The sequence below is a fragment of the Azonexus sp. IMCC34842 genome (assembly GCF_050368855.1).
GTDB classification, from domain to species: domain Bacteria; phylum Pseudomonadota; class Gammaproteobacteria; order Burkholderiales; family Rhodocyclaceae; genus Azonexus; species Azonexus denitrificans_A.
This window is the reverse complement of sequence record NZ_CP178449.1, coordinates 3595755-3611724: the sequence shown is the minus strand read 5'-3', so window position 1 is coordinate 3611724 and position 15970 is coordinate 3595755. Positions and strand designations below refer to the sequence as shown.

Below are 15970 nucleotides of genomic sequence, written 5' to 3'. Positions count from 1 at the left end.
GTCCGGGTGCCTCATGCTAGCGGTGGCAGTATTTTCCCCGGATTCATCAGGTTTTTCGGGTCGAGCGCCTGTTTGATCGCCCGCATCACATCGACCGCCACATCGCCGTGTTCCAGTGGCAGGTATTTGCGTTTGCCGAGGCCGATGCCGTGTTCGCCGGTACAGGTGCCTTCCATGGCGATGGCGCGTTCGACGACGCGCTGGCTGATCCAGGCGGCCTCGGCCATTTCCTTGTCGTTGCCGGTATCGACCAGCACGACGAGATGGAAATTGCCGTCGCCGACATGGCCGAACAGCGCAATCGGAATGCCGACCTGGGCAATGTCCTCGTTGGTCGCGGCAATGCACTCGGCGAGACGGGAGATCGGCACGCAGACATCGGTCGGAAAGCAGCGGCAGCCGGGCTTCAGTTGCAGGCAGGCGAAATAGGCGTCGTGGCGGGCCTGCCAGAGGCGGCTGCGGTCTTCCGGGTGGGTTGCCCAGGCGAAGTTGGCGCCGCCCAGTTCGTCGGCAATGGCCTGCACGGTTTCCGCCTGTTCGGCGACCGAGGCCGGACTGCCGTGGAATTCGAAAAACAAGGTCGGTGCTTCGCTCAGCGTGGTCTTGCTGAACAGGTTGATGGCCTTCAGCGACAGCGCATCGAGCAATTCGATGCGGGCCACCGGGATGCCGAGCTGGATGGTCTGGATGACCGTCTGGACGGCCGAATCGATATCGGGAAAGGTGCACACCGCCGCCGAGATGGCTTCCGGGATCGGGTAGAGCTTGACGGTCAGCTCGGTCATGATGCCCAGCGTTCCTTCCGAGCCGACCAGCAGGCGGGTCAGGTCGTAGCCGGCCGACGACTTGCGGGCGCGGCCGCCGGTCTGCATCACCCGGCCATCGGCCAGCACCGTGGTGGTCGCCATCACGTTGTCGCGCATCGTGCCGTAGCGCACGGCATTGGTCCCGGAGGCACGGGTCGCCGCCATGCCGCCGAGCGTCGCATCGGCACCCGGGTCGATCGGGAAGAACAGGCCGCTGCCTTTCAGTGCATCGTTCAACTGCTTGCGGGTGACGCCGGCCTGGACCGTTGCGTCGCCGTCTTCGGCATGGATGGCGAGAACCTGGTTCATGCTCGAAAGATCGAGCGAAATGCCGCCCTGCGGTGCCAGGACGTGTCCTTCGACCGAGCTGCCGACGCCGTAGGGGATTACTGGTACGCCGTGTGCGGCGCACAGCTTCAGGGTCAGCACCACTTCGTCGGTGCTTTCCGCCATGACGACGCCGTCCGGTGCCTGCGGGTGATGGACCGATTCGTCGCGGCCATGCTGCAGTCGAGTCGACTCGCCGCGCGAAAAACGTTGTTGAAAATGTTCGCTAAGGGCGAGGGAGAGTGCGTCGGGGAGTGTTGTCTGGGTCACGAGAGGAAACGGGTGGCTTGGTCGAGATCGGAATGAGTATGCCCTTGATAGAGCGCGGTGACGAATTTTCTCCAGACCAGATCCGGTTCGCCGATGCGAAAACCACTGTAGTGCTTGTCGTCCTGATCGGTACCCTGGACCACCTGGACGGTGAGCCGCGAGACCTCCTGGGCGCCAAGCTGGATCACCGCGGTCAGCCAGACTTCGCCCGGGATTTTGCGGCTGGTCCGGGCGCGGAAGCCGTAGCGGGAGACTTCGCTGATTTCGATCGGGATGGCCTTCTCGTCGCCCTGGCCGAGCAGTTGGGCCGGGCATTTGACGGAAAAGCGCTGGTGCCGACGGATCTTGCTGTCAGCCTGTTTGTCGGGCAGCGGCGGCAGGACCTTGCGATACTCGGGCAGATCGTAGATCAGATGCAGCAGGGTCTTCTTGCGGTCGCTCAACTCGGCAAAGACCGTGGTCCGCTGGTTGAAGAAGTAGTCGATCAGGTCGGGCGTCAGCACCGGATCGTTGGTGGTGAAGAACCGCCGGTGCGGAATCTGGATGTTGGGCAGCGTCGTTTCCAGGAAGTAGTGATAGAGATTCCGGCGCAACGGTTTGTTGGCGTAAGCCTCGCGCAGGATATCCGGTGCGTGTTTGAGGTCGAGCGTGGCGCCGATGGCGGGGGCGCCATTGACGAAGTCATAGTTCTCGACGACCGTGCTGGTCAGCCGGCGAAAGAAGAGCAGCGACTCGTACATCTCGATATGGCGCGGATTGACTGCGATGACCAGATGACGGGTGTCGAAAAACGTCGTGCAGTACTCATACATGAACTTCATCAGCGGAAACAGGATCGTTCCGCCGGTCCGGCGAAAGCGCGGGTGTACGGCGAGCGCCGAGACCTCGGCGATATTGCCTTCCTTTTTGCGCACGTTGGTCAGATCGAAGATGCGCTGCAGCGGAAAACCGATGGCGCTTTCGCGGATCAGCGACAGCGTGCCGACGACCTGATCGTTGTATTTGGCGCAGAGGGTGGTCGTCGTCGGCAGGGCGTGGTAAATGGTGACGCGCATGCCGGATGGGTCGGGGGTCATGAAGCCGCTGCTGACATAGGCGTCATGCAGCAGCTTGAAGCAGGCTTCAAGCTCTTCGCGCGTTTCGGCAATCTTCAAGACCAGGCGCTGGTTGGGTCCCGGATCGCAGTCGACGAAGGAGCGATAGATGGTGTGACGCTTTCCCCTCGGCAGCAGGGCGAACAGCTTGCGGGCTGCCTGATGGGCGAGATTGCGCAGACGGGAATAAGTCGACATCGGCTCCTCTCATTTGGAATTATTGCTGCATTTATAGTAGCACCTTGTTATTGACATGTATTCTGAGGCTCCGCACAATCGTATGAACCCTTTTCACCCACCAGAGTTCAGGAGAATACCTATGCATGCCAAGCTTTCCGTAGTTGCACTCTCCGTCATCACGGCTTTTGCGTTATCCGCCTGCGGTCAGAAGGAAGAACCCAAACCGGTCGCCGCGCCGATCGCGCCAGCCGCTCCGGCAGCGAAGCCGGAAATCGTGGTCAAACTGGGCCATGTGGCACCGATGACCGGTCCGCAGGCTCACCTGGGCAAGGACAATGAAAACGGCGCCTTGCTGGCGATCGATGAGTTGAACGCCCAGGGTCTGGAAATCGGTGGCGCCAAGGTCAAGTTCGAGCTGGTGGCGGAAGATGATCAGGCTGACCCGAAACAGGGTTCGATCGTTGCCCAGAAGCTGGTCGATGCCAAGGTTAACGGGGTGATCGGTCACCTGAACTCCGGGACGACCATTCCTGCCTCGAAGTTGTACGCCGATGCCGGTATTCCGCAGGTTTCGGGTTCGGCGACCAATCCGAAATATACCCAGCAGGGCTTCGCCACGGCCTTCCGGGTGATGGCCAACGATGTGCAACAAGGCAAGGCACTTGGCGAGTTTGCCGCCAAGCAGGGGGTCAAGAGCGTCGCCATCGTCGATGATCGTACCGCCTACGGCCAGGGGCTGGCCGACGAGTTCAAGAAGGCCGCCGAGGCGTCCGGTCTGAAGGTGGTCGCTACCGAATACACCAACGACAAGGCCACCGACTTCAAGGCCATCCTGACCAAGATCAAGTCGAAGAAGGCCGAGCTCGTCTTCTTCGGCGGCATGGATGCCCAGGGCGGCCCGATGGCCAAGCAGATGAAGGAACTCGGCATCAAGGCCAAGTTCCTCGGCGGCGACGGCGTCTGTACGCCGGAATTCATGAAGCTGGGCGGCCCGGCCAGCGAGGGGCAATATTGTTCCCTGCCCGGCATGCCGTTGGAAAAACTGGCCAAGGGGCCGGAGTTCAAGGATAAGTTCGGCAAGAAGTTCGGTGCCGAAATCCAGCTCTATTCGCCCTATGTCTACGATGCGGTGATGGTCGTGGCCGATTCCATGAAGCGCGCCAACTCCGTCGAACCCGCCAAATATCTGCCGGAAATCGGCAAGACCAAGTATGACGGCGTGACCGCGCTGATCGAGTTCGACCAGTTCGGCGACCTCAAGGGCGGCGCGATTTCCGTCTACCAATACAAGGGCGGCAAGCTGGAATATGTCGAAACGCTGGGTGGTGGCGGTCCGGTTGACTCCGCCAAGGCGGAAGTCAAGGAGGCGGTTGCCGAAGTCAAGGAAGCCGCCCAGGCGGTAGCTGGCGCGGCCACCACGGCCGGGGCCAATGCCGTCAAGGCCGGGGCCGAGGCGGTCAAGAGCGCGGCGGAAGCCACCAAGTCAGCAGTCGAGAAGAAGTAAAGCCCAAACAGGCTAAAGGAAACGGCACCGCAAGGTGCCGTTTCCATATGCTGCGGTCGACTTACACAATATGGATATTTTCCTTCAGCAGATCATCAACGGACTCGTCCAGGGCAGCATCTACGCCCTGGTCGCGCTCGGCTACACGATGGTGTACGGAATCATGGGCCTGATCAATTTCGCGCATGGTGAAGTGGTGATGATCGGCACGTTGGTCACCATTACGGTGACCGGCACCCTGATCAAGGCGGGCATGCCGGTGGCGCTGGCCGGCCTGGCCGGCGTCAGCGTTTCGGTGTTGGTCTGCATCGCCCTCGGCTGGGGGCTGGAACGCATCGCCTATCGCCCGTTGCGCGGCGCGCCGCGCCTGACGCCGCTGATCACGGCCATCGGCATGTCGATCGTCCTGCAGAATCTGGCGATGATCGTCTGGGGGCGTAATTACATGACCTTTCCCGCCTTCCTGCCGAAAATCGATTACGAGTTCGCCGGGGCCAACTTCACCGCGGTCCAGATCGTCATCGTGCTGGTCTCGGCCGCGACCATGGGCGGGCTGCTGCTCCTCGTCTATCGCACCAAGCTCGGCATGGCGATGCGCGCGACGGCGCAAAATCCGGCGGTGGCCAGCCTGATGGGGGTCAATATCAACCGCGTCATCGCCGCCGCCTTCATCATCGGTTCGGCGCTCGGCGCGGTGGCCGGCGTGATGGTCGGCTCCTACTACGAAATCGCCCATTACCAGATGGGCTTCATGCTCGGCCTGAAGGCCTTTACTGCGGCGGTGCTGGGCGGTATCGGTAATCTCGGCGGGGCGATGGCCGGCGGCATCCTGCTCGGCCTGATCGAGGCGCTGGGCGCCGGTTATATCGGCGACCTGACCGGCGGTTTTCTCGGCAGCCACTACCAGGACATCTTCGCCTTCATCGTCCTGATCGGCGTGCTGATGTTCAGGCCTTCCGGTCTGTTCGGCGAGAAGACGGGAGATCGCGCATGAAGAAGTGGCTCAATCCCCGTTCGGCCTTCGGCATCGCGCTGATCGCCGCCGCCCTGATCGCCCTGCCGTTTGTCGCCGCGATGGGCGGCCAGGCCTGGGTACGCATTCTCAATTTCGCCATCCTTTATGTGTTTCTGGCGCTCGGCCTGAATATCGTCGTCGGCTTTGCCGGCTTGCTCGATCTTGGCTATATCGCCTTCTACGCCGTCGGCGCCTACGTCTATGCCCTGTTGGCCAGTCCGCATTTCGGCCTGCACTGGCCGTTCTGGGTCATTCTGCCGATTGGCGCGATGGTTGCCTGTTTCTTCGGCGTACTGCTTGGCTCGCCGACGCTGAAACTGCGTGGTGATTATCTGGCCATCGTCACGCTGGGGTTTGGCGAGATCGTCCGCATCTTCCTCAACAACCTGAATGCCCCGATCAATGTGACCAACGGCGCCCAGGGCATCACGCTGATCGATCCGGTGGCCATTGGCGGTTTCAAGTTCTCGGGTTCAACGCAGATTCTCGGCGTTTCGCTGAGTGGCCCGCAGAAGTACTACTACCTGCTGGTCGTCCTGGCCATTCTCGTCATCCTCATCAACCTGCGCCTGCAGAATTCCCGCATCGGCCGGGCCTGGCAGGCGATCCGCGAGGACGAGATCGCTGCCAAGGCGATCGGCATCAACACCCGCAATATCAAGTTGCTGGCCTTCGCCATGGGGGCGAGCTTCGGCGGGGTGGCCGGCGGCATCTTCTCGGCGATGCAGGGTTTCGTCTCGCCGGAAAGCTTTTCGCTGATCGAGTCGATCATGATTCTGGCGATGGTCGTGCTCGGCGGCATGGGGCACATTCCCGGCGTCATTCTCGGCGCGGTGCTGCTCAGCATCCTGCCCGAGGCCTTGCGCTACGGCGTCGGTCCGATCCAGATGGCCCTCTTCGGCAAGATGCTGGTCGATCCGGAAAGCCTGCGCATGCTGATTTTCGGTCTGGCGCTGGTCCTCGTCATGCGCTTCAAGCCGGCCGGCCTGTGGCCGTCGCCCGAGCGCAAGCGCGAACTGCAGGGGGACGCCTGATGGCCGAGGTATTGCTTGAAGCCAAGGCCGTCGCCAAACATTTCGGCGGCGTCAAAGCCTTGCGCGATGTCTCGCTGAGCATCCGCCAGGGCGAAATCTACGGCCTGATCGGCCCGAACGGCGCTGGCAAGACCACCTTCTTCAACTGCATGACCGGCCTCTACATACCGGACGGCGGCGGCTTTACCTTCGCCGGGGCGCCGCTGCTTGCCGATGCGCCGCATCAGGCGGCCGAACGCGGCATTGCCCGGACTTTCCAGAACATCCGCCTGTTTGCCAACATGACGGCGCTGGAGAATGTCATGGTCGGTCGCCATGTCCGGACCCGGTCCGGCGTGCTCGGCGCGATGCTGCAGAATGCGGCGACCAAGGCCGAAGAAGCGGCGATCCGCCAGCGCGCCATCGACCTGCTGCACTACGTGCGCATCGAGGAGCGGGCCGACGACCTGGCCAAGAATCTCTCCTACGGCGACCAGCGCCGGCTGGAAATTGCCCGCGCCCTGGCCACCGAACCGAAACTGCTTTGTCTCGACGAGCCGGCGGCCGGCATGAACGGCACCGAAACCGCCGAGCTGCGCGAGCTGATCGACGGCATTCGCCACGATGGCACGACCATCCTGCTCATCGAGCACGACGTCAAACTGGTCATGGGGCTGTGCGATCGCGTCGCCGTGCTCGATTACGGCGCGCTGATCATCGAGGATGTGCCGGCCGTCGTGCAGAAGGATCAACGTGTCATTGAGGCTTATCTAGGTGCTTGAAGTTACCGGACTCCACGTCGCCTACGGCGGCATCCAGGCGGTGCGCAGCATTACCTTCCACGTCAACGAGGGCGAGATGGTCGCCCTGATCGGGGCCAACGGGGCGGGCAAGAGCAGCACCCTGAAAGCGATCGCCCGGGTGATCGACGCGGTCGGCGGCGACGTGCATTTTCGCGGCGAGAAGATCAGCTGCATAGCGCCGCACCACATCATCGGCAAAGGCATCGCGCTGGTGCCGGAGGGGCGGGGGGTCTTTCCGCGCCTGACCGTTGTCGAAAATCTGGCGATGGGCGCTTTCTTGCGCAACGACAAGGCGGACATCGCCGGCGATCTCGATAAAATCTACGGCTATTTTCCGCGCCTGAAAGAGCGGGCGGCCCAGTTGGCCGGCACATTGTCCGGTGGCGAGCAACAGATGCTGGCGATCGGCCGCGCCCTGATGAGCCGGCCGAAAATGCTGCTGCTCGACGAGCCGTCGATGGGCCTCGCGCCGATCATGGTGCAGAAGATTTTCGAGGTGATCCGGATCGTCGCCGCCGAGGGCATGACGACGCTGCTCATCGAGCAGAATGCCAAGCTGGCCCTGCAAGTCAGCCAGCGGGGCTATGTCATGGAAAGCGGCGAAATCACGCTGACCGGCGAGTCGGCCCAGTTGTTGAACGACCCGAAGGTGCGCGCCGCCTATCTGGGCGAGTAATTGCCGCTATTTTTTAACTGCATCAAACTGTTCGGTAGGCAGGCAGGGCAAAATGGGCGGATCGTCTTTCCCGTGAAGTGCCCTCTGCCATGAAGATTCGTCATTCGCTGTTCGCCTTGAGCGCCACCTTGCTGGCTATCGGTCTGCAGGCCGAGGAGGCCAAACCGGCCGACAACGCACCGAAATTCGCTTACGGAATGATGCTCAAGCACGGCGACAAGGTGGTGTTCTCGCCGTGCCGCGATCGCAGTTACTCCACCATGGAAGATGTCTCACCCGACAAGGCAGTGACCAAGGCCTTGAACAGCGTCGGGCTGGCCGCCGGCAAGAAGCTCTATGCCGAGCTGCTGGCCGTCGTCGAAGGCGATACCCTGAAAGCCTCGGCGATCAACATGGCGCAGACCGAAGGGCGCTGCCAGTTGCCCGGCACCCGGGACGAGGCCTGGCGGGCAGCCGGCAACGAGCCGGGCTGGCTGCTGGCGGCGGGCGGCGATAGCGTCACCCTGAAACGTCCGGGCCAGCCGGACGTCGTCGTGCCCTACACCCCCTTGAAGCTTGACGGGGGGCGGGCCAGTTTCACCGCCGACAAGCTGACGCTACGTCTGGACAATAGCTTGTGCCGCGATGCGCTGGCCACCGCCGTCTTCGGCTGGACGGCCACGGTGACGGCCAATGGCCAGACCCTGAAAGGCTGTGCCTGGCAGCGTTGATCAGCTGGCCGAGAAGGTAAAGGCGTCGGCGAAGAATTCCTCTTCCGGCAGCTGCCGCGTCGTGGTGAAGTCGCGCCGGGCGACATCGATCATCACCGGCGCGCCGCAGGCATAAACCTGGTAGCCGGAGAGGTCCGGGAAATCGGCCAGCACCGCCTGGTGCACGAAGCCGGTGCGGCCGCTCCAGGCATCGCTGGCGGCCGGTTCCGAAAGCACCGGCACATAGGTGATGTTGGCGTGTTCGCCGGCCCATTGCTCGGCCAGGGTATTTTGATAAAGATCGACGCGCGCCTTGGCGCCCCAATAGATATGGATCGGGCGTTGGCACTGCTCGGCGATGGCGTGTTCGACAATCGCCTTGATCGGCGCGAAACCGGTGCCGCCGGCCAGCAGGATCATCGGCTTCGACGAGTCTTCGCGCAGGTAGAAACTGCCGTGCGGACCATTGAAGCGCAGGATGTCGCGCACTTTCATCGTCGAGAACACCTGCTCGGTAAACAGGCCACCCGCCACGTGGCGGATGTGCAGTTGCAGCACGGCGTCGTCGTGCGGCGCGTTGGCCAGCGAGAAACTGCGTTTCTTGCCATCCTTGAGCAGAATGTCGATGTATTGGCCGGCCCAGAATTGCAGGCGTTCATTGGCCGGCAGGCGCAGGTGCATTTCGATGACGTCCGGCGCCAGCTTTTCCAGCTTTTCGATGCGCGAGGGCAGGGTCTTGACCGGAATGTCGTTGACCGAGCCGAGCTGCTTGCATTCGATGACCAGATCCGACTTGGCCGTGGCGCAGCAATAGAGCGCCAGACCGGCGGCCTTTTCGCTCTCTTTCAGCGCATGCTCCTGGGCTTTGCCGTGCTCGACGCTGCCGGCCAGCACCTTGCCTTTGCAGGCGCCGCAGGCGCCATCCTTGCAGCCGTAGGGCAGGGTCAGGCCCTGGCGCAAGGCGGCGTCGAGCAGCGTTTCATCGGCTTCGGCGGCGAACTGACGTCCGCTGGGCTGGACAGTAATCTGGTAGCTCATTGGTTCCCCTTGGTCGTCGGCTACAATGCCGGCGTGCAAAAAATCCTGATTGTCGGCAGCGGGGACGTGGCCCGCCGCATTCTCTCCCGCCTTGCCCGCCGCTATCGTGTCTACGCCTTGTTGCGCGATTCAGGCCGGGCCGTCGCGTGGCGTAACGCCGGCGCCAAACCGGTGGTGGCTGATCTTGACGACCGGGCCAGCTTGCAGCGTCTGAGCGGCCTGGCCGATCTGGTTCTGCATCTGGCACCACCGCCGGCCGAAGGGCCGAGGGATACGCGCACCCGCAACCTGCTGGCCGCCTTGGGCAAGAGCAAAAGTCTACCACGCCGGCTGGTTTACGTAAGCACGACGGGGGTTTACGGCGATTGTGCCGGGGCCTCGATCGATGAAACGCGCCGCCTGAATCCGGAAAGCGCGCGGGCCGGCCGACGGGTCGATGCCGAACGTTGCCTGCGCCGCTGGGGCAAGCAGACTGGCGTCCAGGTCTCGATCCTGCGGGCGCCCGGCATTTACGCGGCGGATCGCCTGCCCGTCGAGCGTCTGCACAAGGGCCTGCCGGCCCTCGTTGCGGCCGATGATGTGTTCACCAATCATATTCACGCCGACGATCTGGCCGCCGCCTGCGTTGCCGCGTTGCGCCACGGCGGAGCCAACCGCGCCTACAATGCGGTCGATGATTCCGCTCTGCGCATGGCCGAGTATTTCGACCGGGTCGCCGATGCTTTTGCCTTGCCCCGAGCGCCGCGCATCACCCGTGACCAGGCCGAGAAGACCTTGTCGCCGGTGCAGATGTCATTCATGCGCGAATCGCGGCGGATCGGCAATCGTAGAATCAAGAAAGAACTCAAATTAAGCTTCGCGTACCCGACGATCGACGACGGGATAGCAGAGGCCCTTCGCTCAAGGAGAAATGCATGCTCGTCGTGAAAGCGCTTCATATTTCACTGGTTGTCGCCTGGTTTGCCGGGCTGTTCTACCTGCCGCGAATTTTCGTCAATCTGGCCATGGTGCCGGCCGACAGTCCGGCTGAGCGCGATCGCCTGCTGTTGATGGCCGGCAAACTGTTCAAGTTCATGACGCCGCTCGGCATATTGGCGGTGCTGCTTGGCCTGTGGTTATGGTTTGGCTATAGTTTTTCCGGTGGCTGGCTGCATGCCAAGACTGCGCTGGTCGCCTTGCTTGTCGCTTACCACGTGCATTGCGCCGTGCTGTTGAACGCCTTTCGCGCCGGGCGCAATACCCGTAGCCATGTCTGGTTCCGTTTCTATAACGAAATGCCGGTGGTCGTCTTGTTCGCCGTGGTCTTTCTCGCTGTCCTGAAGCCTTTCTGATGAATAAATATTTTGCAATCTGCCCGCGCGGGCTGGAAGAACTGCTCCTCGCCGAACTGGCTGGCGTTGGCGCCAGCGAACTGCGCACGACGCACGGCGGCGTATTTTTTGCCGGGGACTGGTCGGTCTGTTATCGGGCCAATCTGGAATCCCGGCTGGCGACGCGCATCCTCTGGCATATCGTCAAGGGGCCCTACGCCAAGGAAGAGGATATCTACCGGCTGGCCGTCCGCCAGTTGTGGCCGAATCACTTTGCCGTATCGCGGACGATGCGTGTCGTGACGACGGCGATCAAGTGTCCGCTCAAGTCGCTCGACTTCGTCACGCTGCGCGTCAAGGACGCCGTCTGCGACCGCTTCCGCGAGGATCTCGGCGAGCGGCCGAATATCGAGACGCGCAATCCCGATGTCAGCGTCCATGTCTTCCTCAGCGAGAACGAGTGCACGCTGTACCTCGATACCTCCGGTCAGCCCTTGTGGCAGCGTGGTTTCCGCAAGGCCAGCGTGGATGCGCCGCTGAAGGAAAATCTGGCGGCCGGCATCCTGAAACTGACCGGTTGGCAGCCTGGTACGCCGCTGATCGATCCGATGTGCGGCAGCGGTACGTTCCTGCTCGAAGCCGTGCAGATGGCGCTTGACCGGGCGCCGGGCCTGGATCGCGGCTTTGCCTTCGAACTGCTCGGCAAATTCGAGGCCCTGAACTGGGCCGATATCCGGAGGGCAGCCGAGTTGCGCTGCAAGCCGGCAGAGCCGATGGACATTCGCGGCTACGACAGCGATGAAAAGGCCGTCCGGGCGACCCGCCGCAATTTGCAGGAGGCTGGCTTCGGCGGCGTGGTCACGGTCGATCACGCCGATGTGCTGGAGGTCCAGCCGCTCACCGAGCACGGTATCCTCGTCGCCAATCCGCCCTACGGCGAGCGGATCGGCGAGCAGGAAGAACTGGCCGAGTTCTATCCGCAACTCGGTTCGGCCCTGAAGAAATACTGGGCCGGCTGGAACTGTTTCTTCTTTACCGCCGACCTGCGTCTGCCCAAGCTGGTCGGTCTCAAACCCAGTCGCAAAACGCCGCTGTTCAACGGCCCGCTCGAATGCCGGCTGTTTGAAATCCGGATGGTGGCGGGGAGCAACCGCAAGCCGTGATTGTTGCGTTGCAATAAACTCGTCCTTTTGATCCTGGTCAGCAATTTGCGCTGATCGCTATGCGAGCATCGTAGTTTTTCAAAACAATTATTGGAGATAGTCGTATGTCCGTTCAGTCGCTGTATCAGCAAAAACGCATGCCTGCCACCGATGCCATCCGGGTGGTCAAGAATGGCGACACGATCGTCGTGCCGACCGCCGTGGGCGAACCCCCGGCCTTGCTGACGGCGCTTTCCGAAGCGCGTCGCGATTTTCGCGACGTACAGATTTCGCAGATTCTGCCGGTTCGCAAGTATGGATATCTGGACCCGGAAACGGCGGAGCACGTACGGCACTCGGCCTATTTTTTCAGTGGCGTGACTCGCCCGGGCGGCCAGGCTGGCTGGATTGACTATATCCCGGCCTTCTTCTCCGAACTGCCGGTGCTGATCAATCGCAATCTTTCTCCGGCCGATGTCGTTTTTTCGCTGGTATCGCCAATGGACGAGCACGGCTACTTCTCGCTTTCCCTGGCTCCTGACTACACCATGGCCGCCATTGCCAAGGCCCGTGCGGTGGTCCTCGAAGTCAATCCGAACGTGCCGTTCGCCAACGGCAATTGCCATATTCACATTTCCCAGGTCACCGCGCTGACCGAGAGCGAAGATCCGATCCTGGAAGTCGGCCTGCCGAAAATCGGCCCGGTCCAGGAGGCGATCGGCAAGTATGTCGCCGAGATGATTCCCGATGGCGCGACCCTGCAGATCGGCTATGGCGGCATTCCGGATGCCGTGGTGATGCAGCTGACGCACAAGCACGATCTCGGCATCCATACCGAAATGGTCGGCGATGGCATCATGACCCTGGTCGAGGCCGGCGTCATCACCAACCGGAAGAAGAACTACCACCCGGGCAAGATGCTGGCGACCTTCGCGCTCGGCTCCAAGAAGCTGTATCAGTTCATGCATCGCAATCCTTCGCTCGAAATGCATCCCGTCGATTTCACCAATGACCCGTTCCTGGCCGGTCAGAACGACAACCTGCATGCCATCAACGCGACGATGCAGATCGACTTCATCGGGCAGTGCGGTTCGGAGAGTCTCGGGTTCGCCCCGTATTCCGGTACCGGTGGGCAGAGCGATTTTGTCCGTGCGGCGAACCGTTCGAACGGCGGGAAGGCCTTCATCGTTCTGCCGTCCACGGCCAAGAACGACACCATTTCGCGCATCGTCCCGACCCTCTCGCCGGGCACCCATGTGACGACCAGCAAGAACGACATCAACTACGTCGTCACCGAGTATGGCGTCGCCCAGTTGCGCGGCAAGACGGCGCAGCAGCGTTGTGCCGCCCTGATCGGCATCGCCCACCCGGATTTTCGCAGCGAGTTGCGCGAGTCGGCCAAGCGGATGAACCTGCTCTGAGGGCGTCTCGCTACCGACCCGCTACGGCGACCAGCAACTGGAAAGCATCGAGCGCCCAGCCTGCTTACAAAATGTAGCAATTTAATTCATCCGGTCGCCTGATAATTCGCTATTGTGAATAGCGAGTATCAGGACGATCGGGTGTGATGATGAAAGCGAAAAAACTGCTGCTGGCCTTGCTGGTTCTCGGCTTCGCCGGAATCGGCGGGGCCTTGGCCCATGGTGCCCGAGGGCAGGTCGGCGTTTATGTGAATCCGTTCTGGGGCTATCCGCCGCCGTTCTATTATCCGCCCCAGGTCATCGTCGTGCGGCCCTCGCCGCCGCCGGTCTACGTCGAACAATACGAAGCGCCCGCCGAGCCGGCCGCAGCAGCCCAGCAATACTGGTATTACTGCGCCGCTGCCAAGGGCTACTATCCTTATGTTCAGGAATGTCCGGGCGGTTGGCAGAAGGTCTTGCCGCAACCGGCAAGGTGATCAGCATGGCAAATAAAATGAGTGTGTTTTACCGGGCGCCCGTCGTATTCGGCGTGGTTTTCCTGACGGCGTGCACGGTCATGCCAAACGGACCCGATGTAATGGTCTTGCCTGGCACCGGACAGACGCTGGAACGCTTCCGCGACGATGATGCGCTGTGCCGGCAATTCGCCTATGTCCAGATCGGCGGCAAGACAGCCGAACAGGCCGCGCGGCAGTCGGCGGTGACCAGTGCCGCGGTCGGCACGGCGGTTGGCGCGCTGGCCGGGGCGGCGATCGGCGGTGGCCGTGATGGCGCCGCGGTCGGTGCCGGCGCCGGCTTGCTGATGGGCAGTGCGGTCGGCAGCGATGCGGCGCGCAGTTCGGGTATCGGTACCCAGCGCCAGTACGACAATGCCTACATCCAGTGCATGTACGCCAAGGGGCATCGCGTGCCGGTGCCAGCCAATGTCAGCTATTCCCGGCCGGTACGGGCCGCCGATGCCGGTATTCCACCACCGCCGCCGGGCGCTCCGCCGCCACCGCCGCCGGCCAAATAATCAGCTGGCCGGAAATGACAATGGCGCTCCGCGGAGCGCCATTGTTGCGTTTAATCCAGGCGGCGGCCTGAAAGCCGCGGGGGCCGTTCAACTGAGCGGATTGATCCCGGCAGAATGCGCTTGCTCATCTGCCCAGTAGCTGGAACGGACCATCGGGGCGCAGGCGGCGCCGGTGAAGCCCATTTTCTTGGCTTCTGCTTCGTACATCTTGAAAGTATCGGGCGGTACGTAGCGGACGACCGGCAGGTGATGGCCGGTCGGGGCGAGGTACTGGCCGATGGTCAGCATTTCGACATCGTGGGCGCGCAGGTCGCGCATGACATCGAGAATTTCCTCGTCGGTTTCGCCGAGCCCGACCATCAGGCCGGACTTGGTGGAAACGTTCGGATAGCGTGCCTTGAACTGCTTGAGGAATTCCAGCGAGTGTGCGTAATCGGCGCCCGGACGGGCCTGCTTGTAGAGGCGGGGCACGGTTTCCATGTTGTGGTTGAGAACATCGGGCAGGGCGCCGCCGAGGACGTCGAGGGCGACCTCCATCCGGCCGCGGAAGTCCGGCACCAGCGTTTCGATGGTCGTGCTCGGCGACAGCTCACGCACCTGGCCGATCACGTCGACGAAATGCTGGGCACCGCCATCGCGCAGGTCGTCGCGGTCGACGCTGGTGATCACGACATATTTGAGTTTCAGCGCGGCGACCGATTCGCCGAGCTGGCGCGGCTCGTCCGGGTTGGGCGGCAAGGGCTGGCCGTGGCCGACGTCGCAGAACGGGCAGCGGCGGGTGCAGATGTCGCCGAGGATCATGAAGGTTGCGGTGCCACGGCCGAAACATTCGCCGATGTTCGGGCAAGTCGCTTCTTCGCAGACGGTGTGCAGCTTGCGTTCGCGCAGCATGGATTTGATTTCGCCGAAGCGGCCGGCGCTGTTGCCGGCCTTGACGCGTATCCAGTCGGGCTTTTTCAGCGGCTGATCGACCGGGATGATCTTGATCGGGATGCGCGCGGTCTTCAGTTCGCCTTTTTGTTTGACGCCTTTTTGCTTCGCGCTGCCTACGTTGTCAGCCATGTTGTTTGTCCAGTTGCTGCAGTAGATGTTGGGAGAGTTGTTCGCCGGCCTCGCGGACGGTGAGCGGGATGTTCAGATCCTTGGTCTGGACTACTTCCAGTCCAGCATAGCCGCAGGGGTTGATGGCGGTAAATGGGGAAAGATCCATATCGACATTGAGCGAAACGCCATGGTAGGAGCAGCCATTGCGGATGCGCAGGCCGAGTGCCGCGACCTTGGCTTCGCCGACGTAGACGCCGGGCGCCCCGGCGCGCCGTTCGGCGCTGACGCCATGGGCGGCGAGCAGGTCGATGACCGCCTGTTCGATGGCGGTGACCAATTCACGGACCTTGATTTTCAGGCGGGGCAGGTCGAGCAGCAGGTAGATCACCACCTGGCCAGGGCCGTGATAGGTGACCTGGCCGCCGCGGTCGATCTTGACGATGGGGATGCCGATGTCGCGCAAGATGTGTTCCGGCTTGCCGGCCTGGCCGAGCGTGTACACCGGCGGGTGTTCGACGATCCACAGCTCGTCCGCGGTGTTCGGCTGGCGGCTGGCGGTGAAATCCTGCATGGCCTGAAAAGTCGGGGCGTAGTCGACCCGGCCAAGCCGTTTGACCAGCAGG

17 protein-coding genes are annotated in these 15970 nt (G+C 62.3%); 12 read left to right on the top strand and 5 right to left on the bottom strand.

Going from position 1 to position 15970, the window contains the following annotated elements; genetic code table 11:
- Nucleotides 1-11: 11 nt before the first annotated feature.
- Both ACLIKD_RS17155 and ACLIKD_RS17150 read right to left on the bottom strand, forming a co-directional pair.
- Nucleotides 12-1403, bottom strand: coding sequence for an FAD-binding oxidoreductase (locus ACLIKD_RS17155; protein ID WP_428825978.1), 1392 nt, complete (start codon nt 1401-1403; stop codon nt 12-14).
- On the bottom strand, nt 1400-2695 hold the full coding sequence (locus tag ACLIKD_RS17150; RefSeq protein WP_428825977.1) for a GNAT family N-acetyltransferase: 1296 nt from the start codon (nt 2693-2695) through the stop codon (nt 1400-1402). The genes ACLIKD_RS17155 and ACLIKD_RS17150 overlap by 4 nt, the downstream gene beginning before the upstream one ends.
- A 121-nt stretch (nt 2696-2816) precedes the next feature.
- Here ACLIKD_RS17150 and ACLIKD_RS17145 point away from each other — a divergent pair, with 121 nt between their 5' ends.
- The 6 genes from ACLIKD_RS17145 (at nt 2817) to ACLIKD_RS17120 (ending at nt 8398) form a co-directional block, all read left to right on the top strand.
- Nucleotides 2817-4181: a branched-chain amino acid ABC transporter substrate-binding protein gene (locus ACLIKD_RS17145; protein WP_428825976.1), complete on the top strand. Its 1365-nt coding sequence runs from the start codon at nt 2817-2819 to the stop codon at nt 4179-4181.
- 70 nt (nt 4182-4251) lie between these two features.
- Entirely contained in the window at nt 4252-5175 is a 924-nt protein-coding gene (locus ACLIKD_RS17140) for a branched-chain amino acid ABC transporter permease (protein ID WP_226418100.1), read from the top strand.
- Nucleotides 5172-6230: an ABC transporter permease subunit gene (locus ACLIKD_RS17135; protein WP_428825975.1), complete on the top strand. Its 1059-nt coding sequence runs from the start codon at nt 5172-5174 to the stop codon at nt 6228-6230. Before ACLIKD_RS17140 ends, ACLIKD_RS17135 begins: the two co-directional genes overlap by 4 nt.
- On the top strand, nt 6230-6991 hold the full coding sequence (locus tag ACLIKD_RS17130; protein ID WP_428825974.1) for an ABC transporter ATP-binding protein: 762 nt from the start codon (nt 6230-6232) through the stop codon (nt 6989-6991). Before ACLIKD_RS17135 ends, ACLIKD_RS17130 begins: the two co-directional genes overlap by 1 nt.
- Nucleotides 6984-7688: an ABC transporter ATP-binding protein gene (locus tag ACLIKD_RS17125; RefSeq protein ID WP_428825973.1), complete on the top strand. Its 705-nt coding sequence runs from the start codon at nt 6984-6986 to the stop codon at nt 7686-7688. Before ACLIKD_RS17130 ends, ACLIKD_RS17125 begins: the two co-directional genes overlap by 8 nt.
- Nucleotides 7689-7777: 89 nt before the next feature.
- Entirely contained in the window at nt 7778-8398 is a 621-nt protein-coding gene (locus ACLIKD_RS17120; protein WP_428825972.1) for a COG3650 family protein, read from the top strand.
- Here the strand turns inward: ACLIKD_RS17120 and ACLIKD_RS17115 are convergent, their stop codons facing one another.
- Nucleotides 8399-9415 (bottom strand): CDP-6-deoxy-delta-3,4-glucoseen reductase, encoded by a 1017-nt coding sequence (locus ACLIKD_RS17115; RefSeq protein ID WP_428825971.1) that lies wholly within the window; start codon nt 9413-9415, stop codon nt 8399-8401.
- A gap of 33 nt (nt 9416-9448) precedes the next feature.
- Between ACLIKD_RS17115 and ACLIKD_RS17110 the strand changes: the two genes are divergently transcribed.
- The 6 genes from ACLIKD_RS17110 (at nt 9449) to ACLIKD_RS17085 (ending at nt 14303) form a co-directional block, all read left to right on the top strand.
- Nucleotides 9449-10342, top strand: coding sequence for an NAD-dependent epimerase/dehydratase family protein (locus ACLIKD_RS17110; protein WP_226472104.1), 894 nt, complete (start codon nt 9449-9451; stop codon nt 10340-10342).
- The gene (locus ACLIKD_RS17105; RefSeq protein ID WP_226418107.1) at nt 10330-10746 is read left to right on the top strand and encodes a CopD family protein; all 417 of its coding nucleotides are present in this window, start codon (nt 10330-10332) and stop codon (nt 10744-10746) included. Before ACLIKD_RS17110 ends, ACLIKD_RS17105 begins: the two co-directional genes overlap by 13 nt.
- Nucleotides 10743-11888: a THUMP domain-containing class I SAM-dependent RNA methyltransferase gene (locus tag ACLIKD_RS17100; protein WP_226419861.1), complete on the top strand. Its 1146-nt coding sequence runs from the start codon at nt 10743-10745 to the stop codon at nt 11886-11888. The genes ACLIKD_RS17105 and ACLIKD_RS17100 overlap by 4 nt, the downstream gene beginning before the upstream one ends.
- Nucleotides 11889-11992: 104 nt before the next feature.
- Complete coding sequence (locus ACLIKD_RS17095) at nt 11993-13288, top strand: acetyl-CoA hydrolase/transferase family protein (protein ID WP_428825970.1); 1296 nt, start codon at nt 11993-11995, stop codon at nt 13286-13288.
- Between the two features lie 146 nt (nt 13289-13434).
- Nucleotides 13435-13764, top strand: a complete 330-nt coding sequence (locus ACLIKD_RS17090) for a hypothetical protein (RefSeq protein ID WP_428825969.1) — start codon at nt 13435-13437, stop codon at nt 13762-13764.
- A 5-nt stretch (nt 13765-13769) separates the two neighbouring features.
- Nucleotides 13770-14303 (top strand): YMGG-like glycine zipper-containing protein, encoded by a 534-nt coding sequence (locus ACLIKD_RS17085; protein ID WP_428825968.1) that lies wholly within the window; start codon nt 13770-13772, stop codon nt 14301-14303.
- Between the two features lie 87 nt (nt 14304-14390).
- Here ACLIKD_RS17085 and lipA read toward each other — a convergent pair whose 3' ends face one another.
- On the bottom strand, nt 14391-15365 hold the full coding sequence (gene lipA, locus ACLIKD_RS17080) for a lipoyl synthase (RefSeq protein WP_226418111.1): 975 nt from the start codon (nt 15363-15365) through the stop codon (nt 14391-14393).
- Entirely contained in the window at nt 15358-15969 is a 612-nt protein-coding gene (lipB, locus tag ACLIKD_RS17075; RefSeq protein ID WP_428828354.1) for a lipoyl(octanoyl) transferase LipB, read from the bottom strand. The genes lipA and lipB overlap by 8 nt, the downstream gene beginning before the upstream one ends.
- Nucleotide 15970: the final 1 nt, after the last annotated feature.